This window comes from Bacteroidales bacterium (assembly GCA_013141385.1).
Lineage (GTDB): Bacteria > Bacteroidota > Bacteroidia > Bacteroidales > Tenuifilaceae > UBA8529.
Genome location: JABFRB010000014.1, coordinates 173,318 through 200,097, shown reverse-complemented (window position 1 = coordinate 200,097; position 26,780 = coordinate 173,318). Strand labels below are relative to the sequence as shown.

At 34.4% G+C, this 26,780-nt stretch carries 17 protein-coding genes; 6 read left to right on the top strand and 11 right to left on the bottom strand.

What is annotated here, in order from left to right:
* Positions 1–7: 7 nt before the first annotated feature.
* Together HOO91_07465 and mtaB are read right to left on the bottom strand one after the other, a co-directional pair.
* A complete protein-coding gene (locus tag HOO91_07465) occupies positions 8–802 on the bottom strand; it encodes an inositol monophosphatase (protein ID NOU17378.1) in 795 nt (264 codons plus the stop codon).
* Between the two features lie 173 nt (positions 803–975).
* Positions 976–2,277, bottom strand: coding sequence for a tRNA (N(6)-L-threonylcarbamoyladenosine(37)-C(2))-methylthiotransferase MtaB (gene mtaB, locus HOO91_07460; GenBank protein ID NOU17377.1), 1,302 nt, complete (start codon positions 2,275–2,277; stop codon positions 976–978).
* A gap of 439 nt (positions 2,278–2,716) precedes the next feature.
* On the opposite strand from mtaB, the gene HOO91_07455 reads away from it, so the two are divergent.
* Positions 2,717–3,661, top strand: coding sequence for a hypothetical protein (locus tag HOO91_07455; protein NOU17376.1), 945 nt, complete (start codon positions 2,717–2,719; stop codon positions 3,659–3,661).
* A 719-nt stretch (positions 3,662–4,380) separates the two neighbouring features.
* On the opposite strand, the gene HOO91_07450 is transcribed toward HOO91_07455, so the two are convergent.
* The 6 genes from HOO91_07450 to HOO91_07425 form a co-directional block, all read right to left on the bottom strand.
* On the bottom strand, positions 4,381–4,719 hold the full coding sequence (locus tag HOO91_07450) for a hypothetical protein (GenBank protein ID NOU17375.1): 339 nt from the start codon (positions 4,717–4,719) through the stop codon (positions 4,381–4,383).
* A gap of 970 nt (positions 4,720–5,689) precedes the next feature.
* The gene (locus tag HOO91_07445; protein ID NOU17374.1) at positions 5,690–6,592 is read right to left on the bottom strand and encodes an exopolyphosphatase; all 903 of its coding nucleotides are present in this window, start codon (positions 6,590–6,592) and stop codon (positions 5,690–5,692) included.
* 3 nt (positions 6,593–6,595) lie between these two features.
* Complete coding sequence (gene ppk1 / locus HOO91_07440; GenBank protein ID NOU17373.1) at positions 6,596–8,671, bottom strand: polyphosphate kinase 1; 2,076 nt, start codon at positions 8,669–8,671, stop codon at positions 6,596–6,598.
* Positions 8,672–8,705: 34 nt separating this feature from the next.
* Positions 8,706–9,206, bottom strand: coding sequence for a histidine phosphatase family protein (locus tag HOO91_07435; GenBank protein NOU17372.1), 501 nt, complete (start codon positions 9,204–9,206; stop codon positions 8,706–8,708).
* 151 nt (positions 9,207–9,357) lie between these two features.
* The gene (locus HOO91_07430; protein ID NOU17371.1) at positions 9,358–10,683 is read right to left on the bottom strand and encodes a PhoH family protein; all 1,326 of its coding nucleotides are present in this window, start codon (positions 10,681–10,683) and stop codon (positions 9,358–9,360) included.
* 279 nt (positions 10,684–10,962) lie between these two features.
* Positions 10,963–15,591, bottom strand: coding sequence for a PAS domain S-box protein (locus HOO91_07425; GenBank protein ID NOU17370.1), 4,629 nt, complete (start codon positions 15,589–15,591; stop codon positions 10,963–10,965).
* A 1,134-nt stretch (positions 15,592–16,725) separates the two neighbouring features.
* Between HOO91_07425 and HOO91_07420 the strand changes: the two genes are divergently transcribed.
* The 5 genes from HOO91_07420 to HOO91_07400 all read left to right on the top strand — a co-directional run bounded on the left by HOO91_07420 (position 16,726) and on the right by HOO91_07400 (position 22,837).
* Entirely contained in the window at positions 16,726–17,115 is a 390-nt protein-coding gene (locus HOO91_07420) for a response regulator (protein NOU17369.1), read from the top strand.
* A gap of 90 nt (positions 17,116–17,205) precedes the next feature.
* Positions 17,206–18,324, top strand: a complete 1,119-nt coding sequence (locus HOO91_07415; protein NOU17368.1) for a HAMP domain-containing histidine kinase — start codon at positions 17,206–17,208, stop codon at positions 18,322–18,324.
* Positions 18,317–21,349, top strand: coding sequence for an ATP-binding cassette domain-containing protein (locus HOO91_07410; protein ID NOU17367.1), 3,033 nt, complete (start codon positions 18,317–18,319; stop codon positions 21,347–21,349). Before HOO91_07415 ends, HOO91_07410 begins: the two co-directional genes overlap by 8 nt.
* Positions 21,350–21,472: 123 nt before the next feature.
* On the top strand, positions 21,473–22,369 hold the full coding sequence (locus HOO91_07405; GenBank protein ID NOU17366.1) for a hypothetical protein: 897 nt from the start codon (positions 21,473–21,475) through the stop codon (positions 22,367–22,369).
* A gap of 3 nt (positions 22,370–22,372) precedes the next feature.
* Positions 22,373–22,837: a hypothetical protein gene (locus HOO91_07400; GenBank protein NOU17365.1), complete on the top strand. Its 465-nt coding sequence runs from the start codon at positions 22,373–22,375 to the stop codon at positions 22,835–22,837.
* A 138-nt stretch (positions 22,838–22,975) separates the two neighbouring features.
* On the opposite strand, the gene HOO91_07395 is transcribed toward HOO91_07400, so the two are convergent.
* The 3 genes from HOO91_07395 to HOO91_07385 all read right to left on the bottom strand — a co-directional run bounded on the left by HOO91_07395 (position 22,976) and on the right by HOO91_07385 (position 26,083).
* The gene (locus HOO91_07395) at positions 22,976–24,208 is read right to left on the bottom strand and encodes a hypothetical protein (protein ID NOU17364.1); all 1,233 of its coding nucleotides are present in this window, start codon (positions 24,206–24,208) and stop codon (positions 22,976–22,978) included.
* A 223-nt stretch (positions 24,209–24,431) separates the two neighbouring features.
* Positions 24,432–25,739 (bottom strand): type II toxin-antitoxin system HipA family toxin, encoded by a 1,308-nt coding sequence (locus HOO91_07390; GenBank protein NOU17363.1) that lies wholly within the window; start codon positions 25,737–25,739, stop codon positions 24,432–24,434.
* Positions 25,733–26,083 (bottom strand): helix-turn-helix transcriptional regulator, encoded by a 351-nt coding sequence (locus HOO91_07385; GenBank protein ID NOU17362.1) that lies wholly within the window; start codon positions 26,081–26,083, stop codon positions 25,733–25,735. The genes HOO91_07390 and HOO91_07385 overlap by 7 nt, the downstream gene beginning before the upstream one ends.
* Between the last annotated feature and the right edge of the window lie 697 nt (positions 26,084–26,780).

Sequence of the window (26,780 nt, the reverse complement as noted above, 5' to 3'; positions counted from 1 at the left end):
TGTCGAATTACTTAATCATATAATTTCCAACAACTCCTTGAAATTCATTATAAACGCAAGAATTTGTGGCAATAATTTCTTTCCCAAAAATATAATTTTTTTTGCCAGAAAAATCACTCACCCTTCCACCTGCTTGCTGAACAATTAAAGTTCCAGCCGCAACATCCCATGGTTGAAGGCTGTACTCGTAAAAAGCCTCAAACCTTCCACATGCAACGTAGGCAAGATCGGTAGCGGCTGAGCCTAATCGGCGAATACCATGCGAATTACGCATAAGATACTCCATTGTTTTGAAAAATGGAGCGATTCTGCTGTAATCATAATAAGGAAATCCTGTTGAAATTAGTGAGCCGCTTATAGTATCAACATTCGAAACATGAATGGGATTGCCGTTTAAGTAGGCTTTACTTCCTTGGTATGCCCAGAATGATTCTTTTAGGCTGATTTCATGAACTACTCCAAGTATCACCTCATCTCCCTGCATAAGAGCAATGCTTATCGCAAAAGGTGATAATCCATGAATATAGTTGGTTGTTCCATCGAGTGGGTCTATAACCCAGTTTAACCCATCAGTAGAAGGCTTTCCTGTGCCCTCCTCTGCAATAAATCCTGAATTGGGGAGTATTTTCGATAGGCTAGATACTATTTGATTTTCGGCTGTTTTATCAACGTATGATACAAAGTCGTGATTCCCTTTTATTTCAATATTTTTCTGCGAAAAAGTTTTTAGCTCATCTTTGATGAAAAGCCCTGTACTTTCTGAAATTACTACTACCTGTTCGCAAATCTTTTCAAGGTTCATGTTAGTATTTTTAATTCAATCTAATTGCTATTTAATTTTTAAAGAATTGATTTACGAACAAGGATTAACGATTTAGTAAAACTTCTGAAATCAAAAATCGTTAATCCTTGTTCTTAAATCTTCCGTTTTAATCATAACCAACAATATTGGTTAATTATTTATCAAAACATTACTTACAATATTTCCACCTCCATATTCCCATCAGAATTAATTCCAACCATCTTAACATCAACAATTTTACCAACTAACAGTTTATCAAATGATGTTTCAACTTTTATATAGTTTTGTGTAAACCCAAACATCATGCCCCCTTTACGGGTGGATTCGAAAAGTACTGCTTGAGTTTTTCCAATATTCTCTAAATAGAATTGGCGATGAAGTTTTTCCGATAGTTCATTTAGCAAACCCATCCGATGCTTAATATCTATTGATTTTACCTTATTGCTAAAGTCAATGGCAGGAGTATTGGGACGCTCAGAGTAGGGGAATATATGCAGGAACGATGGGTTTTGCGATTCGATGAAAGTGTACGAATCGTTAAAACAATCATCAGTTTCGCCAGGAAAGCCAACAATCACATCAACCCCAATAAAAACGTTAGGGATTAGAGATCTGATTTTGGTTAATCGTTCGGCAAAGAGTTCACGCTTATAGCGTCGATGCATCAAACCTAGGATTTGATTAGATCCGGATTGCAATGGGATATGGAAGTGGGGGAGGAACTTTTTCGATTTGGAAACAAATTCGATAATCTCATCGGTTATCAGATTCGGCTCAATGGATGATATTCTGTACCTTTCAATCCCATCAACCTTTTCGAGTTCCCCAATTAGGTTAAATAATGATTCACCCGTTGATTTTCCAAAATCGCCAGTATTCACGCCTGTTAGAATTACCTCTTTTATTTCTTTTGAAGAGATTTCCTTTGCCTGCTCAACGATTTTTGCAATTGGCATATTTCTGCTTTCTCCTCGTGCCAATGGAATTGTGCAGTAGCTGCAATGGTAGTCGCACCCATCCTGTACTTTAAGGAATGAGCGGGTACGGTCGTTTGATGAGTAGGCTGGGAAGAAATCGTGCAGCACCTCGATATCGCAATTATAAACCTTTGCGGAGGCCTTTTTTGTATTGGGCTCAATATATAGTGGAACATTAAATTTTTCGGATGAACCCAGCACTAAATCTACTCCATCGAGCTTTGCGATTTCATCGGGTTTGAGCTGAGCGTAGCAACCCACAACGGCGATAAATGCATTGGGCGATTTTGTGATAAACTTCCGAATTGCCTGACGGCACTTCTTATCGGCCTGCTCGGTTACGGAGCATGTATTAATTACGTAGATATCTGCTGAGGTATCGGGCGAAACACGCTCAAAACCCATTGATTCGAATTGACGGGCAATGGTTGAGGTTTCGGAAAAATTTAGCTTACAGCCAAGGGTGTAAAATGCAACTCTCCTTTTAGCGGATTCCATTCTTGAATTTAAAATTATGCAAACTTACAATGAAAAATTGGAATTATGGAATTGAAAGAAAGCGATAAGGGCGGTTGAGGTTTAGCAAGGCTGATAATAATGATTGAGTAGTTTTAACCTGTACATCAGCATGAAATTCATTAAATTAAATTGTTGTTTTTTATCATTTAATGTTGAGTGTTAAGATAAAATGGCTTAACTTGTTTCCTGTTTTTATGAACAAAAGGGTGTTTTAAATTTGGGGATGGTGAGTTTAGAACTGGAAACAATTAAAGTAGTTAACGGTTTTCAATGTTCAGGTTTTGCGAAATAATACAGCTGATTGCATTTTTCGAGTTGTTGTACTCGACATTATTGACACGTGGAATGCAACTTAAATACAACAAATAATGATTTTTAAAAATGAAAATATGGACTTTAAATAAAAAAGGAGGTAATTATGTCTATTTATGAAGAAGTATTGTTAATTGGTGGTCACGGTGGGTCTCCGTTCAGTGCAAGTGGTAAACAGTTATCTCTTGTAAAAACAATAAGGATTTGGAAAGGTACTTTTGATAAGCACCGTATGATTAAGTCGATTGAGGTTGTATTTACTGATGAAACTATACAAAAATTTGGAGTATCAGAAGGAAATCTAGATTATGAATTTACTTTTGAGGAAAAGGAGTTTATCAAGAAACTTTCTTTATGGGGGAATGGGAATGGAAAACGTTTTGGGAAGATCTATTTTGAGACAACAAATGGTAAGAAATTCGATACTGGTCATTGTGATGGCAAGGATGAGTTTACTATAAATACTGGATCTGGTCTTTGGGTTGGAATAGAGGGTACCTGTGGATCTGACATAGATCAGTGTGGCTTCAGATTCATAAAACCAATCAGTAAGATGGAGTTGATAAACGTAATATATCCGAGCCTAATTTTTGATACGCTTGGTATCGCACCTGTTTCATTAGATAAGTATGAACTTATAAATGATTCGGAAGTACCAATAAATTGGCATTTTGCCAAATCTGTAGCAAAAGATATAGAACACACATGGGGTACAACAGTTGGTGTTGAAGTTTGGGGTGAATATTCTGTTAAAGGAGGAATTCCAGAGGTTGTAGAGATTGAATCTAAGTTTGGATGGAAGGTCAGTGCAACACAATTTTATCAGAGGACAACTAAAAGTACAAAAATACTGTCTTGGGATAACTCCGGAGTTCTAAATCCTAAAGAATCAATAAGTTTGACGGCTCTAACTAGGCAAGGTGAACTTCCCTCGCTAGAAGTCAAAGGGGATATGGTAATTAGTACAACAGATGGCCAATCCATGAGTTTCCCAATAATTGGCAATTATAAAGGAATTGATTATTCAGGGGTTGAAATAAAAACTAAATAAAACTTCAAAAAAACTTGGTTTGTTATAGGATATTTGAAATAGAAATAGTACTGAACACAACAAAAGTAGTATGTAATGGCGGTTTAAATGGTTAATAAGTGCCGTTTTCCCCACTAAATTTTGTTTTACGTGAGTAGAGGATCATTCGTAGACATGATATTGCTTATAGTTATTGACGACAATGCTTTTGAAACAACATAAAACCAATTAATTATGGAAAACCTCACAGTTCTATTTTTAGTAGTATTAATGGTTATTGGATTAACCATTAGTTGTCGTAGAAAAGGATACTCTAACTAAAAACATATACTATCAAACACACCCAAAGAATTTGTGCATTATCAAAAGAATCAAATGATTGGAAAGAAAAAATATCGGAAATAGCTAATAAGATAGTTTCTGGGTATAATCCCGATAAAATTATTCTTTTTTTGAGGAGTTAGAAGAAAACCTTTGTGCAACTTTGTGTAATACTTTGTGTCTTTAGTGTAATAGCTGTTCCACGAAAAACACAAAGAAGTCACAAAAAACCACAAAGTAGTACCCAACCATTAAGTGGAAATGAATTTTCTAACATTATACTTTGAAAACCTTTGTGTAAAAGCTATTCCACGAAAAACACAAAGAAGTCACAAAATACTCAAAGTAATACTCAATAATTAAGTGAGGAATGAGCTTTTTAACATTATACTACCTTTAGCTATGGTCTTTGGTCTTGCCTAATGGCTTGACATATCGCGTATGGTTTGCCGAAGAATAGCCACCTCCATTTCCAGCGCTTTAACCCGGTTGGTTAGCTCATCCCTCTCTTTCTCCATTGCCTTTGCTCCTGAATTGGCAGGCTCTGCGTAGGGCAGCTTATCGGCAATTTCACGAAAGAAGTTGTACTCAAGTGTTTTCGAAATTTGGATTAGCTTTGATACTTGTAGGCTAGGCCGCCTGAACATTAACAATACCGATGGGGGTTTAATGTTAAGGCTGCGGGCAATGCTGGCAAAGGTGTGATTTTTGCGCTTCATCTCCCTACGAATCATGGGGATTACTTCTATACTTTCCATTTAGGTTACTATTTACTTTGGTTTAGGTGTAAATATACATATAATAGTATATTAAATATACTTCATGTTATAAAAGAGCATATAAAAGGTATGTAAGGGATAAGTAAGGTTATTTACGGAGTAAGTAGAATTATCTACGAAGTAAATAAAGATATCTGCTGAGTAATAAAGGTTATTTATGGAGTAATAAAGGATATTAACAGAGTAAGTAAAGTTATCTACGGTATAAATAAGGATATTTACAGAATAATAAAAATTATCTACGGAGTAATAAAGATTATGTAAGGAGTAAATAATGGTATGTAAAGTATATTAATGTATAGCGTTAGGTTGCTATTGCTTTGCTCTGATGCTCGATAAGGGGGTGAAGTTAAGGAGAAGGGCAACGAGATTGTACCAAAACCCCCTGCTTCCTTAAAAAAGAGGGTGTAATTGCGCAATAGTCCTGCCCGGTGGGCGTAGTAAAGATTCAAACCTTTTCATTAGGCTTAATAGATGTGAAATTCTACAAGCAAAACGCCGATAGGTCTTTTAGACTCTATCTGTTTTTTCCTATTAGGCAAGATCTTTCAGCGTTGGCAAACCTGAAAGGATGTAGAAATGAATGAACATTTTTTTAATGATGGTTTTATATTTAAGATTACACCTGCTCGGTATCGCAAAATGCGATATATTATCGCAATTGTATCAAAACTTCCTGCCCACTTAAGAAAGGGAGTGTAATTGTGCGCTGCGTTTACTATGTTGTAACGTCAACTGATCCTAAGTATAGTGTTAGATTGTTGTTTTGTCATGCTGAGAGGAGGGAAGTATATAAGTTCCTTCGCTTCGCTCAGGATGACATCTTACATTGAGTTGACGTTAAAAGAGGAGGCTAAACCCACTGTACAACTCTGTTATAGCCCCTTTAAGGGGTTGGGGTTTATTTGTAAGTGTTAATGATAAAATCCTTAAGTCAACAACATTGAATCTACACTCCCTTTTTCTGCTGGCTGTACTCTTTATATAGTTGACGTACAATACCATCAGACACTCCGATTGTAGGAACAATAACCTGATTGGCATCTGACCATTTCATAATTTTAAGGAATATTTCCGATGCAGGGATAATAACATCAGCACGGTCGGGGTTCATTCCTAATATTTTAATACGCTCCTCGATGCTATAGAAGCTGATAAACTTATGAATCTCGGCTAAATTGCTATATAGTAAGGGTTGGTTATCCTTTATACCAGATATCTTGAAAATCTTGTTTATGTTACCTCCAGAACCAATTAGTTTAACCTCTTTCCCTTTAAAATCGAGGTCTTTAACCCATTTCTTCATCACCTGAAAATCTTTCTTGCCAACCTTATTACTGAGGATTCTGATTGTTCCAACATCAAATGATTGGGTGGCAATTCTTTTCTTTTCTGCAAAAAGGCTTATTTCGGTACTACCACCACCAACGTCAACGTAGAGGTAAGGGTTAAGGTCGTCAATCATTTCAACAATCTGATTTGAGTAGATTATCTCGGCTTCCTCTTTCCCTTCAATAATTTCGATTTCAATGCCAGTTTCTTTTTTAACACGATTTACCACATCCTTGCCATTTTCCGCTTCTCTCATCGCAGAAGTAGCACAAGTTCTAAATGCAACAACCTCCTGCACATCCATTAGGTATTTAAAAGCGAGCATGGTTTGCGATAGTTTCTTAACCTTTTTTTCGGAGATTACTCCAGTGTTAAAAGAGTCATCTCCCAATCGAAGCGGTATGCGGATTAGGGAGGATTTTCGGAACGTGGTTTTTTTTTCGTCCTCAATTACGTTGGTAAATAGCAAACGCACGGCATTTGAGCCAATATCAATAGCGGCAAATTTTAGGAGTTTCAATTTCTACTTTTTTTGAATTTTTAGTTTTTCTTGTTCCAAATAGTAATTGTAAAGCTCCATTTGTGAACGGTATGGCGTGTTGGAGTTAAGTTTTTTAAATTCGTTCTCCTGCTTGTGGTTTATGATGCGAGCTTTCATGTTATCCTTTAGTGCAGCCTCAAGAATATGCCTTAACTCCTTCTTGTTATTTTCATCGTAAACGGGAGTTGCAACTTCAATTCTATAATCGAGGTTCCGGGTCATCCAATCCGCCGATGAGATAAAATAACGCTCATCGCCATTGTTGCCGAATATGAATATTCTAGAGTGTTCTAGGAGTCTATCTACAACGCTAACCACTTCAATATTTTCGCTTTGATTAGGAATTCCAGGAACTAGCGAGCATATACCTCTTACTACAAGTTGAATCTTAACACCTGCTTTGCTTGCTTGGTAAAGTTTATGAATCATCTCCTCGTCAACTAGATTGTTGATTTTACAAAGCATGTATGCAGGTAGTTTCTTTTTAGCATTCGCAATTTCGGTATCTATAAGGGTATATATTTTACGCCTCATATTTGTTGGTGATACCAGTAGATGCTTATAGCTGAATGTGCGATAGTTAAATTCAAGGAAGGTGAAAACCTTTTCGATCTCAGAAGTTATCCTTTTATCGGCGGTAAATAGATTTATGTCAGTATAAAGGCTTGCGTTCCCTTCGTGAAAGTTACCTGTGCTAACAACTGCGTAGCTTGATGCTTTTTTACCATCGAGGCATGATATTAGGGTCATTTTTCCATGAACTTTCAACCCGGGAACCCCAAAAATTACATTAATGCCAGCCTCTTCCATCTGGTGCGACCAGTGTATATTCGATCTTTCATCGAATCGGGCTCTCAGCTCAACAACAGCGGTGACCTTTTTACCATTTTGTGCTGCATTAATCAAAGCATGAACAACCTTTGATTCTGAGGCAACCCTATATATGGTGATTTTAATTGCTTTTACCTTAGGATCAATTGCAGCCTCACGAAGCATTTTGATGTAGTAGGAAAAGCTATGGTATGGGTGGTGAAGAAGAAAATCCTTTTTATCGATTACGGAGATTATGCTTTTTGTATTCTCAAGTTCAGGCTTTTTGACTGGGGTTAAGGGTTCGTAGACCAATTTTGGATTACCGAGTTTTGGAAAACTCATAAAATCCTTAAAGTTATGATATCTGCTACCCGGTATTATGGTATCCTCATTATCGAGTTCTAATGTTTTAATGAAATACTTAAGTAGATCAGGTGCAATCTTTGAATCATAAACAAAACGAACGGGTTCGCCTTTGCGCCTATTTTTAACGCCTTTTGATATTTTTTCGAGCAAACTCTCGTTTATATCATTATCAACATCGAGTTCAGCGTCACGGGTTATTTTGATGATCCAAGCCTCAAAAGTATCGTAAGGGAAAATGCTAAATACATCATCAAGGCAAAACCTAATAGCGTCCTCCAAAAGGATGATGTTTTTTTTGTTATCAATCTCAGGTAGTTGAATAAATCTTGAAAATTGAGATGTAGGAACCTCTATTAAAGCGTATTCGAATTTCCCTGGGATTATTTTTTTTGTGAGTTTTACTGCTAAGTATATAGACCTGTCGGTTAGTTCCGGGAACTTGCTAACAGCGTTAAGCATTATTGGCGAGAGCAGAGTGGAAATCTCCTCTTTGAATAGATTTCGGATGAAAATTGCATGCTCGTTGCAAAGCTCTTTTTCATTTATTAGTATGATATTCTCCTTTGCCAGTTTTTTTTGAATCTTACTATATATAGAATCAAATTTATTCTGCTCAAGTATTACGAATTGCTGTATTTTTTCAAGAATTTTTCGTGGTTTTCCGCCAAAGAGTTCCTTCGCACCCTTTTCAAATTCCATCAATCTTCGAATTGTTGCAACCCGAATTCTAAAAAACTCATCCATGTTATTTGAAAAGATGCCTAGAAACTTCAACCGTTCAACCAATGGAACCGACTCATCAGCAGCTTCCTGAAGGACTCTATCATTAAACGATAACCAGCTAAGTTCACGATTTACTATTTCTTTCTTTTTGGACATCTCTGAAAATTCTTACTGTGACAAATATATTACTTTATTGCTCCTTTTTTGGAAATTCAAAGAAACTTGATTGTAAATTTTCTCTTGAAATATTTTTCCAGGAGGCTGTGTTAAATGACATTCCAACAATTCCTGTGGTAGGGATATTATCTATTGATTTTGGTAGATACCTGTTCACATAGTATGTAAATGTTGGGTTGTGGCCTACAATAAGTACTCTCACAATTTCATCTGGAAGGCCTTTGACTAATGTAACGAGTTGTATTTCGCTTACCTCATAAATCTTTGATGTAATTCTTATTTTTTCAAATGGATAACCAATTACTCCAGCAAAAATAGTTGATGTATGTGTTGCCCTGTTCGCATGGCTTGTAAAAATTAAATCTACCATTTTTAGCTGTTTTGTTAATCGATTTGCCATAGAGTACGCATCGTTTATGCCTCTTGTAGTTAAGGCTCTATCAATATCATCTTTATCAGGTTCATCCCATGATGATTTTGCATGCCGAAGCACAAAAAGTTCTTTGTATGCCATGGTATTATTGTAAATATTGGGAGATTAAAAACCCCAGTAACTTGTTAAAGGTATGCAAAGATACTGGGGGAGTCAAATATTTATAAGTGCCTAGAGTGTTTTAAGTTTGAAGTGCCTAGAGTACTTAAGGCACTCCAAACTTTAAGTGCTTTTATAACAAATTACTAGCAAGTTCAGCCAGAAAGCTACGTTCCCCTTTAACAAGGTTGATATGAGCAAATATCTCCTGACCATGCATCTTATCGGATAGGTATGATAAGCCATTCGATTTCATATCAAGGTAAGGGTGGTCTATTTGCTGAATATCACCTGTGAAAACAAACTTAGATCCCTCGCCAGCACGGGTTATAATCGTTTTTATTTCGTGGGGCGAAAGGTTTTGCGCCTCGTCAACAATAAAGAATACATTTGACAAACTTCTTCCCCTGATATATGCTAAAGGTGTGATGACCAATCTATCCGTGCGTTGCATTTCTTCAATATGCTGATACTCTTTGCTAGCACTTTTGAACTTATTTTTAATTACCGAAAGGTTGTCAAACAAAGGCTGCATGTATGGGCTAATCTTCTCGTTAACATCCCCGGGTAGGAATCCTAAATCACGATTCGAGAGAGCTACAATTGGACGTGCCAAAAGGATTTGTTGGAAATTGGCTTCCTGTTGAAGTGCTGCGGCTAGTGCAAGTAATGTTTTTCCTGTACCAGCCTTTCCAGTTAACGAAACAAGTTGTATTTCAGGGCGTAGTAGCGCATCGAGCGAAAATGTTTGTTCTGAGTTGCGTGGCTCAATGCCATAAGTTTTAAGTTTTTCTATCCTTCTGATTGTTTCAGATGCTCTATCGTAACGTCCTAAAGCACTTGACTTATTGCCTTTAATAATAAAAAACTGGTTTGGAAATGGTTTAATTTTCAGCTCTTTTGCCGATATCCCTTCGTGTTTTTCATACATCTGCTGAATATTGGAATCATCAATATCTGAAATAATTTCTATCTCTTTTTTCAGTATATCAATATCCTGAACTTTATCCGATAGGTAATCCTGAGCAGTTAATCCCAGTGATTTAGCCTTCATCCTTAAATTGATATCCTTTGATATCAGTATAACAGGACGTTCGGGATTATTCTTGTGTAGAAAGTTGGCAATGGCCAGTATCCTGTGATCTGGACTTTTCTCGGCAAAGGATTCAAGCATTTCCTTCGAGAATGGTTTCCCTGTCTCAATCCTGAGTTTTCCATGCTCTTTACCAAGTTTAATTCCACCATTGAATAGGTTGTCACCAGCAATCTTATCGAGTTCACGGGCAAACTCACGGGCATGATAGTTAATCATTTCATTCCCTTTCTTGAAATGATCTAACTCCTCAAGTGCAACAATGGGGATCACAATATCATTCTCCTGAAAGTGATATATACAGTTGAAATCGTGAAGGATGACGTTTGTGTCGAGAACAAATAATTTCTTAATTTTTTTTGCCATAATTTGTTCGATTTTAGTGATTGCAAAACAATTAAAGATACAATAAAAACAACCATTTTGTATACAAATATCCTTGCATAGAGGGTATAGATATTCACAGTTAAACAATTTGATTTGTAAAAGGTTAAGTAGTTTTGCTTTTTAGTTTTTGATAACTATTAAATGAATAAAACTAGGTGTATCCCTTTTAAAGAATTTTTTAGGACTGACAGAAAGTTGATCATTGTGCTTGATTCTATTAATTTTCATTTTATATATTGGAGAAATCCCTAATTATGTTCAACTGTGTAGATATTTAGAAAGGAGGTTATGTAAGTCTCTTCTTTTAATAGGCTTACCAATATAATCATTGCACCCTGCCTCAAATGCTTTCTCGTCATCGCCATGGAGGACAAAGGCTGTTTGTGCTATAATGGGCAAACTAGGGTACGACTTTCTTATCTTCGAAGTGGCATCTAAACCGTTCATTTTAGGCATCTTAATATCCATTAATACTAGATCAATATTACTGTTTGATTCGCAAATGGACACAGCCTCTTCGCCATCGTGGGCCCATAATGTATTTACTTCCAAATCTTCTAAGTAGACTATTAGCAATTCATAGTTTGAAGCCTCATCCTCAGCTATTAGGATGGTTTTTCCTGGAAATTTAAGTGAAATAGATTGATCCTCTTTTATTTTTGCTGTCTTGACAACAGGTTCAATATAAGGCAATGTTAAGTAGAAGGTTGATCCTTTTCCAAATGTTGATTCCACCCAAATTTTACCTTCAATCATATCAGAATACTTTTTTGCTACAGATAGCCCTATGCCTGTCCCTCCAAAAATTCTTGTATTAGAATCATCTACCTGTCTAAAGTTCTCGAAAATAATCTCGGTATCCTCATCACGAATTCCAATACCAGTATCCTTGACATAAAATTTTATTATCTTATTATCAGATTTTTCAATACTTAAGCCATACTCAACATATCCTTCAAATGTAAATTTCAGTGCATTCTTAAGCAGATTAATGAGTATATGCTTTAGTTTTGATCTATCCGTATTAATCGTAAGAGTATTTAGATCCTTTGGAGGGTTAAATTTAACATCTAAGGTTTGTTTACCCAACTTTTCCCTTTCTAGATCAATAATAATCTTAATATCATCCATGAGTGGACTTAACGAAAATTCGCTTTTGCTAACCTTAACCTCTCCGCTTTCTAGTAAAGTGATATCAAATATATCTTCAATGATTTCCAATAGGTTTAAACCGCTATTATTGATTACGCCAGCAAATTCAGGAACTCTGGTTATGTCGACTTCATTAAGCATCATTTCAGAGAAACCAATCACTGCATTTAAAGGAGTTCTAAGTTCATGAGACATTGTAGCTAGGAATGTTGATTTTAAACGATCCGATTCCATAGTTTTTGATAATGCAGCTTTTAAATCCTGTTCTACTTTTTTACGTTCTATAGAAATACTTACTTGGCGAGATATGAATTCGAGCATTTCTAAATCATCTAAATTGTAAGCATGTTCATCATCATAGCTTTGCACTGCAAATATTCCAGTAATTTTACCTTTAACAATTAGTGGAACGCCCAGCCATACAGCTGCTGTGTTGCCTATAGTTTCAATTATACCTAATTTTTCAAGTTCATCAATTTGTTTTTTTGTAGCAAGAAGCGGTCTTTGCATTTTTATAACATGCTTTGTTAACGTTTTCCCCGCTGGGAATTTTGTTATACTACCCTTTTGATCTTTGTGGTATGGTAATGATATACTATCCGTTTCTTCATCATATAAAGCAGCAAAAAAGTTAGTAGTATCAATGAGTAAACCGATTTGGTTTTTAATATACTCGATTAAGTCAGCCAAACTATTAGAGGAATCAACGGCTATAGCGCTGTTGTATATTATTTTTTGAATTTGTTCTTTTCGCTTTCGTTCAATAAACTCATTTAGGATTTGTGATATAGAAGCAATTAAACCCTTTTCTTCTTTTAGGATAGAGCGTTTGTTATGATCAGAATAATCACTTAGACAGATATCAATATACCCAATTTGTTTGTTTTTATTAACAATATTTGCCCTAAACCTAGATTCATTTTCTACAAAGGAGTCCGTTTGGAAAATTTGATCTTTTAATACAATTCTGCAGTGAGTTTTTTCAGGATATTGAAATCCAGATGGTATTATGTTTACCACTTTATTTACAAACTTACCAAGTGTTAAGTTTTCCTTATCAGTGATACGGGTAATATTCTGTAAGCATTGAATTTCTTTCACCCTTTTATGAATTGACCATTCGGCATTTTTTCGTTCTGTGATATCTCTAACAATTCCTGTTGCATGCCATTGATTTCCTTTTTTGAATGACGTGATTGAAAGTTCAACAGGAATTAATTTTCCTTCTTTTGTTAAAGCCTCTACCTCTAAAGTTTTACCTACAACAAGTCCTTCGCCGCTTTGAATGAATTTCTGAAAACCTTCTAAAACTTTATTGTGATTCTTATTTGGAACGATTAAGGTGTGTAAAACTAAACCAATTGCTTCTCCCTCAGAATAACCAAAAATTGAACATGCTGCGTTATTCCATGTAATAATTTTACCCTCTTCGTCAATGCTAATAATTGCATCACCGGCTGTTTGCGTAATAGAACGAAAATGTTCCATGCTATCCCTTAATGCCCTTTCAATAACCTTATGCGCCGAAATATCTTCAACAACAGCAATGAGATATTTTGAAGTATCGTCATATATAGGAATTGAAGAAATGAATAGATTTACCCATACAATATTCCCATTTTTGTGATAATACCTTTTAACCGTTGAGTACTCCTTAATCTCACCGTTTAGTAGCAATCCTTTTAAATCAGAATAATCTGATTTGTCTTCTTCATAGGTTATATCTTGTAGGTTTATATTTAGCATTTCAGTTTGGGTATAGCCAAGAATTTCACAATATTTTTTATTAATCTCAATTGTTTTCCATGTATTTAGGTTTAAAAGAGCTACACCAACTGCCGCTGATTCGAATATTGTTCTAAATCGCTTTTCATTGTCTCTAATTAGATTTTCGGTTTGTATTTTTTTAAAGGCAATACCAATCAAAGAACCTATCTCTTCAATAAATGATATAGTTTCATATGGAAACATGTTTTTATGTTTGTCATTTAGTTGAAGGAGTCCTATAATCTCATTATCTGAACGAAGGGGGATTAAAGCGGTTGATTCATATTCACGAACACAGCGGTTTCTAAATTTGAAAGGCAAATCATTTTTTTGGATGTACCGATTTAAAAAAATTGAACCATTCAACAAGAAACTGCCATACGGGGTGTAATATGGTTTAGTCGAATCAGTTTTGTCATTGATAACAGCACCACAATAACATTCAAATACAGGTTTCTTATCTTGTTCAAATAGGATTTCTCCATCTGCGTTTCTTGAACAAATAAATTGTTCTGAACCTAAAAACTCGTCTGGGAATCCAATTGTTTTATAATATGGGAAATCTTTCCCATCATTAATTCGAATTGCAATTGCATCAATATTAAAGAATTCCTTTATTCTTAATAGAATATTACTGATTAGCGAGTTCCACTCATTAGAATTATTTAGTAGAGATAATATTGTTTTTAAAAACTGTTGCTTTTTCTCATACTCGTTTTCTTCGGTTATATCATGAATAACACCTCTAATTTTAACAACTTTAGAATCTTCACTAATTGGTATCCCAATTGCTCTTATACATTTTTGTTTACCTGTATTTGTAATAATGTTGAGTTCTAAATCATACGAGAAAGCATTTTTTATAGCATTTTTTAAAGCGATATCATAATCTTTTTTTGAATCGGATTTGAAGAATTTAGCCAACAAATCAGTATTAAGTTCCTGATTGGGATCTAATTCAAAGATTTTGGCAACCTCATCGGTAAAGGTACTCTCATGTGTTTCTGTAATATACTCCCAGCCTCCAATTTTGGCTATTTCCCCAGTAAACTTTAGTAGTTCATTTTTTATTTGAATCATTGCTTCTGCCTGCTTACTTTTATTTTCGGCAATTATAGCATTCCTAAAAACAGTTTTGGATGTTTGAATAATAATGATGCTTGTAATGATAATTAGGATCAAACTCAGTATTGCCGATAAAAAAGCATAGTTTATGATTTTGGTATGGCCAAAATCTCTAAGGATTAGACCCTGAACAAGGATAACAGTAAATAGAATCGGAATTATAGTCCTAATAAGAATATTATAGGGTGTTTTACCTACAAATTGTTTGGTTATAATATTCTTTCGTCCACCAATAAATACAATTGAAACTCCAAGGGAAAGAAAACAAATGGCAGTGGTTAAAGCCATTGGTATTATTTTACTTTCGTAGAGTAGTGGAGTCTGAAATAAATGTCCTAATATTACTGTAAACCCAAGGAAAGCAACTAATAATCCAAGGATGCTAATTAAATTATTTGTTTTGCGATATTCACCATATTTAATTTTTATTAAAAATGAGATTCCTACTATTAAAAATAGAAAACCAGTAACTGGCGACATCCTTTTTAAAGGGAATGGGCCAAGTTTTTCAGTTATTGGGAATAAATAGTTTTCAAAAGTTAAATCGATGTTGACAAAGAATTCTGCCGATTTCAGGAACCCATAAATAGTAAATACTGCTATTGAAACTATAGTTGCTATTTTAGATTTGTAATTTGAAGATTTATGAGATCTTATTATTAAGATTATTCCATAAATAATAAATATAAATGCGGAGTCCAGAGCCATAGGTATAGACTCTTTGCTAAAACTGGATAGTATAAGAATGTTGTTTAACCAACCATAAATGCTTATAAGGCTTATCAATGCGATAATTGACCCTTGAATTCTTATAGTGTTTTCGAAACTAAAAATAGGCTTCATATTTATATTGTTAATAAACCTCTAGTTGGAAACTCTAATCTATTTACAATCTTTGATAAGATTCTTGAACTTGAATACAATCTTCTCTTTTCGGGAGTTCTTCAACGTTTAGTTTTGGAAATATTTCTTGATTAAAGAATTCACTATCTAATGAAAGGCGGTAAATTGTTAAATCAATACTATTTTCAATACTCAGGCAATTATTTAATTTGTCAATAATAATTTGATTTGCGAAAATGGTTTGGTCAGATAAATATTTGCTGAGGAGGATGCTTATTATTTCTTCATTCTCAGATTTGTTATTGTGGGAGAAAGTGTAGATATATAAAAAAAACTTGTTGTTATAAAATTGAAACTGAATTTTTACTTTATAATTACCAACTAACATTCTGTACAACAGTATCTCAGTATTTAGGACTTTATTGCTAAAATGTTGATAGCGATGTTTGTGGAGTTTTTTCTTAACATCTTTGATAGTACTACCAAATTTTAAAGATTTTGAGAAGCATATTTCAACGCTTGTTTTTAGGTTATAGCTCTTGGTACATTTATTAAACAGATATAAATAGGAATTAATATCATTGAACTGTGACCCTATTTTATAATAATACCCTAGGGAATGGCTGTGCATACAATTAAGTCTCAAGATTTTTCTTATTTTAAGAAAAATGTTTTTCATACAACTGATATTTGATTAGAAACCAATCAGAATTGTAGTTCTTTATCTTATTAGAAATATCTTCAGAGAACAATGTATTGAATATGATTAATTGAATTAAGAAAGCGAGGTTGTTTTTAATCATTAATGATATATATCACCATTTTTGCACATGACGAGGGATTGATTGATTGAAAAGAATATATTTTATAGAAAGCAAAACAGTATAAAAATTGTTAATGCTAATAAAATCAATATATATAAAGATTTGAATAATAAATAGATATATTTTAAAAGCGTTTATTATATTAATTACCAAAATTCATCAAATCATTTACAAAAAAATAATTCAAATGCTTTTAAGCTATTGTTTTATTCCACTAATGATTTTTGCGAGAAAACTTTTATTAAAAAAAAGCGTAACTTGTTCAAGATGGCAGCAAATATTATTATTAACTATCTAAAACTGATTAATCATGGCTACAGTAAGCTACAGTTGGATTGGGAAAAAGGTGTTGATTGTTGAGGATGATAGAGTAAACTTGATGATGGTTAAGTTATTCTTGACTAGCACTGGTATAACTATTTTAAACGCAGTGAATGGTGATGAGGCAATTGAGGTTTTCACCAACGAGAGACCCGATATTATCCTTATGGACATTAGGATGCCAGGAATGGATGGACTGGATGCAACACGAATTATTAGAGTTGCCGATAAGAATGTACCCATAATTGCTGTTACTGCCTTTGCTATGCCAAACGATGAGGAAATTGCTTTGTCGGCAGGATGCTCCGCTTTTATCACAAAGCCTTACAATAAGAATTTCTTAATGCAAAAAATGAATCAACTTTTAGCATGTGAGTAGCTGTTTTATGCAATAATTATTTGAGATTATTTTAAATGTTGGATGTAAAACTATTATGATTGATAAGATTAATCCTTAATAAATAGTATCATGAGTAATAATGAAAGTGTTATTCAAGTATTAATTATAGACTCGAATGTTAATACTTCGGAATATAATAAAATCTTTAAAGATATTACCTGTTGCCATTTCTTGTATTCAGAGGATCATTTGCAATACATCAATCTAATCAAACAAAAAATAATAGATGTAATACTCATTAATATTAAGTATTTATCCGAGCAACAACCTAAAGATCTCAACATTATTAAGAAGCAATATAGAGATTTCGGGATTCCTACTTTTTTCTTTAGATTAAAATCAGGGCAGGAAATTACTATCGATTATATTTTAAATACATCAATAGTTCCACCTGATAACTTACTAATTAGTGATTTGGTATTAAAACAGATAGCTCATAATACGAATGAGGAGAAAATAGATGATATACAATTAAAATATACAGTTAGTAACGAAAATAAAATTTTAGACATAGCAGAATCTAATGAAATAAACCAGCAAAAAGCCGTATTTATTCGTAATATAACATACGAGATAAGGACTCTTCTTAACAATATAAGTGCTCCTGTACAACTTATTAAGGAAAAGATTGACGATCCTGAGTTGGTTCCATTTTTTGGTATTATTGATACAACTTTATCAAAGTTAGTTGAGTTTACTTTTAAAGCCACATTATCCTCTGATTTAAAGTTAGGTAATTACCCAATAAGGAAAACATTTCTTAATCTTGACGAGATTGTTCGTTTTTCAGTGCTAGAACTTACTGAGTTTTTGGAGTTTGAAAAGATAAAATTAAATGTGAATACCCCTGAATCGAAAGTGAGTTTATATGGAGATAAGGATTTACTGTTTCATGGTTTTAATGCTATACTCGATAAAATTATTAACATAACCAAAGAGAATGGCGCAATTCGAATTGATTTTAGTGCTGATAACGAAAAAATAGATTGTAAAATATTTATTGATAATATATCATACCCCAAGCAGGGTATTCTTGAGATATTTAATTCAACCTCAATTGAGCAGGAAATAGGTTTAGCATTAGCCAAAAATGTGTTGAGTATACATCAGGGTTCATACTGGGTAGACTTGACCAAGGATAAGGGCGTTACAATTGGCATTTCTTTCAAAATCAGCGATCATGAATGAGTCGATGCTTAACGCTTTACTTCAATTTCTTGCCATAATCCAGAATTTGAAGAAAGACGAAAAACAGCTTTTAACTCGAAAATACATTGAAAACTACCTGAGAAAAGCTTTTGGGAAGAAAATTGCAAATGAAAAGGTTGAAGTTTACATAAAATATACAGAGCTATTCAAGAAAAACACAAACTTTCAGAATCAGCTAGCAGTTGTTTGTAAGTCGATTAATCAGGAGTGTAACCTTAGGGAGAAGTATCAGATACTCATTAACCTACTCGATTTTATTCTATACTCAGAGATATCTTTTTATAACAGTTTTAGCATAGAAAAACCTTTTAAGGTATTTGTTAATACAATTGTTCTTGAGTTAAAGATTAATAAGACGGAATTTCTTAACCTGATTCGATTCATTTTTGGCGAGATTTACAAAATACCGCAAAAAAAACAACTCCTTATTGTTGGCAATAAAAACCCAGACTTTGAAGAAATTAAGTTTCTTGAAAATGAAAACCTTAACGGGTATTTGATTTTTCTCTATTTGGCTAGTTCTAATTTACTTCTTTTTAGGTACAGGGGGGCTTTAACACTTGAGGTCAACAAACAGGCAATCTTTTCTCGACATGTATATACATTAAAGAATGGTTCTTTTATTTCTGGGAAGAATATAAAACCGATATACTATGGTAATATTCTAAGAACCTATTCTTACCATGAGGCAGTGCACGACATCTATTTCAAGGCGGAGGATATAGAATATAAATTCCCTAATGGGTTTACAGCAATTCAACAGCTAACTCTCGATGCAAGATCGGGAGAGTTGATTGGGATTATGGGTGGAAGTGGCACAGGAAAATCAACCCTCATGAATGTGCTTTGTGGAAATTACCCGCTTAACAGGGGCAGGATTGAGATTAATGGAGTTCTACTCGAAGGAAAAGGCGAAAGCCTTAAAAGTATTATTGGGATTGTTCCACAGGAGGATTCACTAATTGAGGAATTAACTGTTTTCCAAAATATTCTTTTCTCCTCAAAATTAACGTTGGGAAATTTATCGGATGAGGAAATAGTTCGTAGAGTTGAGTCAACCCTTCTTGAGTTTGAACTCTATAGCATAAAAGATCTAAAAGTTGGCTCTCCATTAAAAAAATTGATAAGTGGAGGGCAGCGCAAGCGGTTAAACATTGCGATGGAGGTTATCAGAAAACCAGAAATACTTTTTGTTGACGAACCAACTTCCGGACTCTCCTCCTTGGATTCGGAAAATGTTATGAACCTTCTCAAAGAGTTATCTCTGCAAGGAACGTTGCTTTTTGTTAATATTCATCAGCCATCATCGGAAATATTTAAACTTTTCGATTCAATACTTATTTTAGATAAAGGTGGTTATCCCATATTTTATGGCAATCCTATTGAATCAATACTTTACTTTAAACAAAAAGGTGATAGAGTTGATAAAAAAGAAATTGCTTGTGATTACTGTGGACATATCAATCCAGATTTAATTTTTGAAATTGTTGATGAGAAGCAGGTAAATCAATACGGTGAACTAACAAGTGACCGTAAAATAGACCCAAGCAAATGGCATCAGTTCTATCTAGATGACCTAAAAAACAGCTATAGTATATGGGCGAATAACCCAATTCCAATAGGAAAATATCGCAAACCAACACCTTTTAAACAGTTTAAACTTTTCTTTAAGCGAACAACACTCACTAAACTAGGTGATTGGGAGTTTGTTCTCCTGTCAGTGTCAATTGCACCGATTATTAGTTTGCTATTAGCTTTTTTTACAAAGCAATTTGCTACTACTAAAAGCGGTAGCTACGAGTATATCTTCTTTGAGAACGCAAATCTTCCAGCATATTTTTTCATGTCGATTATTTCTGCCCTATTCATTGGCTTAATTGTCAGCGCTGAGGGGATTATTAGGGATGGTAGAATGTTAAAAAGGGAGGCCTTTTTTAACCTGAGCATGTTGAGCTACTATAACTCTAAAGTTATATTCTTTGTATTGCTTAGCGCATTTCAATCCTTCTGTCTTACTATCTTTGGAATAATACTATTTCAAATACCTGATTTTACATTTAGTTTCTGGTTGATCCTTTTTTCCTTATCTGTTTTAGCAAATCTCTTGGGATTAATAATTTCGTCTACTTTAAAATCGGTGCCTGCAATATATGTTCTTGTTCCATTCCTTTTGATACCTCAAATACTCTTTAGTGGCGTTGTTGTAAAGTTCGATCAACTTAATTATAAAGTTGGAGATCAGGAAAAAGTACCAATAATTGGTGAGGTTATGGCCTCGCGTTGGGCATTTGAAGCCTTAACCGTAAAACAATTTAACGATAACAATTATCAAAAAAAATATACTGAAATTAACACTCAGGAGAGTTACAATAGGGTAAGGCTTTTCTATATAATTCCGATGCTCAATTCAGCAATTGATGATTATTCTTCTTCAAACGATAAAGCATTGCACGAGAAGAAACTAAAATTATTAAGGAATGGGTTGTTGATGCTTGATATAGATGAACCAAAATCATTAACCGATCAGGAACTTATTAATTCTGCTAAAAAGGAGATAGAACAGAAACGTTCACAGTTTTCATCGGCTCTAAATAGGGTTCATATTCAAAAAGATGTAATTACTGAAACTCTATCAAAAAGCTGTAATGGGGTTGATGGTTTAAATGCCTTAAAGCAAAGATTTGTCAATAAGGCAATTAGTGATCTTGTTCAGAATCGCTCTGCGGGCGATCAGGTAATTCAAGTTGAATCAGAAATTTTTATTAAAACGGATCCCATATTCAGGCTTTCCCAATCGAGAAATGGTAGAGCGCACTTTTTTGCACCCTGTAAAAGAATTGGAGGTTTACTAATTGAAACATACTGGTTTAATTTGATAGTGATTTGGTTAATGATAACCTTTTTATACAATATTCTAGTTTTTGAACTTTTGACAAAAACAGTTAAAATGATTCAAAAAATCTATCAGCAGAATCTGAGAAATCCTTTTAAAAATATGCCATAATATTTTTTTTTGAAAACTACTTTGAAATTTTTTATATATTGCACTAACTAATTAGCAAAACGGAGACTTTTTACAGGGTAGTTAAGAAATATAAATTCATTTTAGAAAAAGGAATGAAGTAAAATGAAACAAAAAACTAGTTTACTATTAATCAGCTTTCTCCTCCTAAATCTTTTTGGATGTGTAAACGAATCCAAGAAGAAAGAGGCAGATATCTTAGCACAAAAGAACGATTCAATCAATAGGCAGCGAATCGAATATCTTTTGCCTTCACCACAGGAACTCATGAGCTTTGTAAAGGACGAAGGTCTTGCCTATAAAGAAAACTCAATCTACCCTCTTGTAGACATTGAAAAAATTAACTTATTCCGGAATCAATCTCTGTATTTTGGCATGTATTTTTGCGATTATTACTACTTAAGTGTATATGAAAAAAATACTCAATCGCTTAAATATTTAACAACCCTCCAGGAATTTTCGGTAAAACTTGGCATTGAGCACCTTTTCAAGGAGACTTACTTTAAAAGGATGGAGGCTAATTCTTCTAACCTCGATTCTCTTAAGCAGATTTCTGTTGAACTTTCTTCCGATGTTTTCAACTCTCTGGATCAAACGGATAATAATATGGTGTTTTCAATAATTGGCATTGGATCTATCGTTGAGGCACTTTATTTAACCTCAAGTTCCATAACTGATGTGAAGAGCCAGCCTAAGTTAGTTTCATCGGTTTACGATATTGGTGAATTCTATGAGAATTTTTTCAGTAGTTTCCTAGTCTTTTGTAAAGATGAATCATCACTTAAAGCATTGCTTGATGATTTGACAACAATTAGAGAAGTACTTAAACAAGGCAAAGATGAAAGAGCAAATGCTTCAACTTCTACGAAAAGGATGGACTCAAAAGGAGTAAAAGTTAAGATATCTGATAACAATAAAGGAACTACAAGTGAAGCAAATTTTAACTTATTGAAAAATAAGGTATCTATTATTCGAAATAAAATTGTTAATCAACAATACTAAAAGATGAAGTGGCTACTAATAACAATTACATTAGCAATTGGCGTTAATATTGCTTCAGCACAACCATGTAGGGATTATAATAGGATGGGAACCTGTTTAGTTCTTATGAATAGGGAGGATATGAATGTATACGGACAATCTAAGAATGCACTTCTTCAAACAAATGTTGTCAATAGTTTTAGTGTAACCCTTTTTGGCGAAAAGGATTATAAATTTATTGTATGCTCAGAAGCAAAGTTTTATCCAATCCATATCCGTTTAATCGATCCTGTATCGCAGGAGGTTTTTTACGACAATAAAGATGATGATTACCTCGAATCCATTGGGTTTACCATTGAAAAAACAAGGAGGTTAATTGTTGAAATTACTTTACTTGCTGCTAAAGCCGAAATCAAAGATATAGGGCAGGATAGGGCATGTGTAGGTGTTCTTATCCTTTGGCAAAAAGTACCAAAGACGGGATTCTAAAACATCCATATTATCATAAAAAAACCACTCATGTCCAATGAGTGGTTTTTTTATACATTCTCCTTAATATCTTATGAAATATCCAATTCATCATGCTATTTCATTACATCCGAAAGGCTATTTTCAAGAAATCTCTCTTTATTTTTTTCCATTACTAGTTGCCTGTTGAAGAGGTGCTGAGTTCCCTTTTAGCAAAGCGGAAACGCTTTCAAAAAGTTTTTGGTTATTTACCACGTAAAATAATCCTCCCCTTGCATTTTGGCTAATCTTACAAGTTTCAGGTTCACCGCTTTTCTCGCTTATTGGCACTAAAGTACCTTGCTGGTTCATATCCCCGAAAATTGAATATGGCAAAGATGTATCTGTTGAAACGGCTACTTTTGCATGATTACAGGATGGATGTGCTCCTCCTAAAAAGCCAATGATTTTTCCATCCCATGTTCCAGTTGTGGCAATCTCAACAGCCCCAGGTTTATTCAAACCATTAGGCCAGCATGTTATTTGAGTATCCTTATTTGTAGAATAAATAGCAGGTTGTTCCCACCAGCTGGCTACTCTCAGTGGGATGCTTCCTAATTCCGATGAAACCAATTGCCAAACTGGACCTGCAATTGCTGAGGGTTTTGATAAAATCTGAACCCCACTCGATAGTGTTGCCTTTGTAAACGTTGTGCTTTTTGACTCTTTACCAACCTTCTTTACCAAAGTTTGTACATCTGCTGGCCCACCATTTTTCACAATTTGAGGTATGGTAGGATTTGTAACAACACTTGCGTTTATTAATGCATTTAGTATGATTACTAAATCATCCTTGTTTATTTTTAAGCAGAAAAAATGTTGGCTAACCTCAACATCATCATCTTTAATGCATCCAAGGGTATTGCCATCCGTTTGTCTTGGATTCTTTTTACCACCCGAAGCAGGCCATGATGGAGTAGAAACTTGTAGTACAAAACCATTTCCATCATCATCCCATGCTAGCATTCCTTTGGAGTGACCCCATGGAGCTCCAAGGTATTTAGGAAATTGAGGAGGATCATTATAAAACTGATCATTCCAAATCATGTAGTTGTAATCATCCGTTAAATATACCTGTGCAAAGGTTGCTCCCAATGGATCGTCCAGCGTTGCTCCAATACAACCCTCACCTTTTACAAGCGTAGGGTTTTGATCGGTTGCGAAAACATATTGCTGGCTATGTCCATTTTTATATTCTTGGACAGTTCCACCAAAAATTCCTTTTGATCCAACTGGAGGAGTTTTTCCTTCATCGGTACAGCCAGGATATGATTCGCTATTGAACTTAAATGCAAAAAACCAATTTACAGGTTTGTTTTTTCCGGCTAGAGGTGAAAGTGGGCTTGTTTTCATGTCTAATCTTATTTATTGGGTTTCTATTACATTTCTTAAATGCTTATGTTTAATAGATGTTATAGTAAAGATAGTGAAAAAATGGATATTTTTTCGGTGTGTAATTATTAAAATTATTTTTCATGATACGGAATACTTTATTCTTGCTAGCATTTAATGTGTAGATGAAAACAACAAAAACAACATTGAATATAATAACGTGAGTTCCACGTTAACCACATGTTTATTTAAGCAAATGCAAGTTTGCCTGAATATCTTTTTGCCGATCTGCTCTTACTTTAGCAATTGCCGCAAAATCACCCCAGTTTTTTACAGTCTCGTTAATATCATCAATAATTTTTTCACCTTTCTTAATGTTATTTGCTTTGGCAATAGTCATTAAATCCCCCTTGTCAATGTTTTTGTGCTTGCCATTTATGCTTAAGGTCTGTTGATTTACCCATGCATTTGTTGGGTCGAAAGAGTAACACACATCATAAGCCGGAGATAATTCCCAATTAGCATCTTTTTTAAGTCGGAATGAGAAGTTTTTGGCGTGATCGTCGCAATTGGTGGCTAAAACATTAAATACCATTCTGCGAAACATCTGCTCCGCTTCAGGATATTTTAATCTAAGAATACGCATTGTTTGAAATACCTGCTCGTAGCTAAACGCATACAGATTACTATAATCGAAATGTTGTATTCCCGATAAAGTTTGAATATGATGTTTTGTGGTATTGCCTTCACGGTCGAACCTTCGGGTCATAAAGTGAGCTCTACCATTTTCTTCGAGTAGTTCACATTGCATCATCTCAATATTGCAAGCCTTTGCCATTAAATGGTAAGCGTACTCTACACGCCCCCAACCATGGCTTTCGCCAAACTGAACACCGCTTACCCCATCGAGTTTTATTAACCAGTGTGCAAAGCCATTAGGTGCATTCGTTTGACCCGACCTTACCTCTTTTGTTTTTTCGTTAAAGACAATTACGGCTTTAGGTCTGGCTCCTCCGGCAGAAGTACCAATCTTCAGGATTTCTTTCATCGCATGCTGTTCATCCTCATTCAGGTCAGTTCCAAAATGCTCACGATCCAAAAGCATCTTTTGGGCAATTTCAACCAAACTTTTTATTTCGATTAAGAATGTGTTTTTACCCGCTTTTATTTGGCTAGGTTCAAATTCCAACGCACCCATCCCTCGATTTCCAATAAAGCACAATTTCTCCACTGGATTCATGCTGTTTGGAGCACGACCATTTTGTGCCAGCCATTTATCAATTAAAAGATTTCCGTATTTATCGGGCAACGAATCTGCCAGTAAACCGGGTAACCCTTTAAACGTATCTTCGGTATTGTCTTTTGATGGTAAAAGCTCTGGAAAACTGTAAATACGGTCGCCATTACTTATAGGCATTTTTATTGGAGATAGATCCCAATTCTTTTCCAAGAATTTTTTGTCGTACTGAAAATCGGCCAGATTTCTCCTACTATCCCAGGTTACAGCACCAACAAGCGTATCCCATATTTTTGCATAAGCATAATCTACCATCCCATATCCTCTTTTAAATCAGGTTTTGTATTTTTATTTCGTGCACGCAACCTCTTTTTCTCTTTCATTTTGGCATATTCAATAGGGCTAATTTTATCATCAATGGTAAAAATATCCAGCAAATGCAAAAGGTTGAGTACCCTTAAAATTTGAATGAGCGAGGTGAGCGTAATGGATTCTCCATTTTCAATTTGTCCAAGAGTCCATCTGTTTAATCCGGCTTCCTTGGCTAGTTGGGACTGTGATTTATTTTCCTGAAGGCGTTTTTGCTTAATAAACTCACCAATAGCACCCATTATAGCGTTATCGCTCATTGCTGTCCAGTTATTGTTGGTATTTACCATCGCTATTATTTGTTTTGGCACTTAATGCTTGTAATTCCCAACAAAAATACAAATTAATTTTATAATTCAAAATATTTTATTTAAAATGTCGGTATAAACCAACAATAAGTTAATAAATATATATTAATGCTAGTATTTCCAGACAAAAACATTATTGTTAATTCATGTATTTTATAGGGTGAATTTTATATTAAAATTTATTATAATGTGAGTTCGGTATAAGATATGCAATAATGTGTTTATTTGCAAAGACATACAATTATTTAATGCGATGATGGAAGGTTGGAACCGAGCTTGCGAGTCTGATGAAGTCAATGATAGAAACGAAGTTCTGCGATGCCAATAATGGAGAGCAAGTGGTTAATTTTTTGCTTATATCTTCCAGTATTGACTTCGTTGAATTTGTGAACTCGACTCTATTGACTCAAAAAATTGTTTGATATACAGGATAATATGTTATTTATGACATCAGGTTTACAATAATCATTTCAAACCAAAACCAAATAATCGCAATTTGCGATAATGATAAGAGGTTGGGGAAAATTGGAAGAATTGGATGTTAAGGTTACGGGGATGGTGTTAATTATTCTTTTTTGTTAAGGTTATGTGGGAAGAGTTTGTTAGGGTTGTTATCTTAACCATGAATGTGAAAGACTTTGCTGGTGATGGTTTTTAAGAGACACGGCTGCAAGTTAGC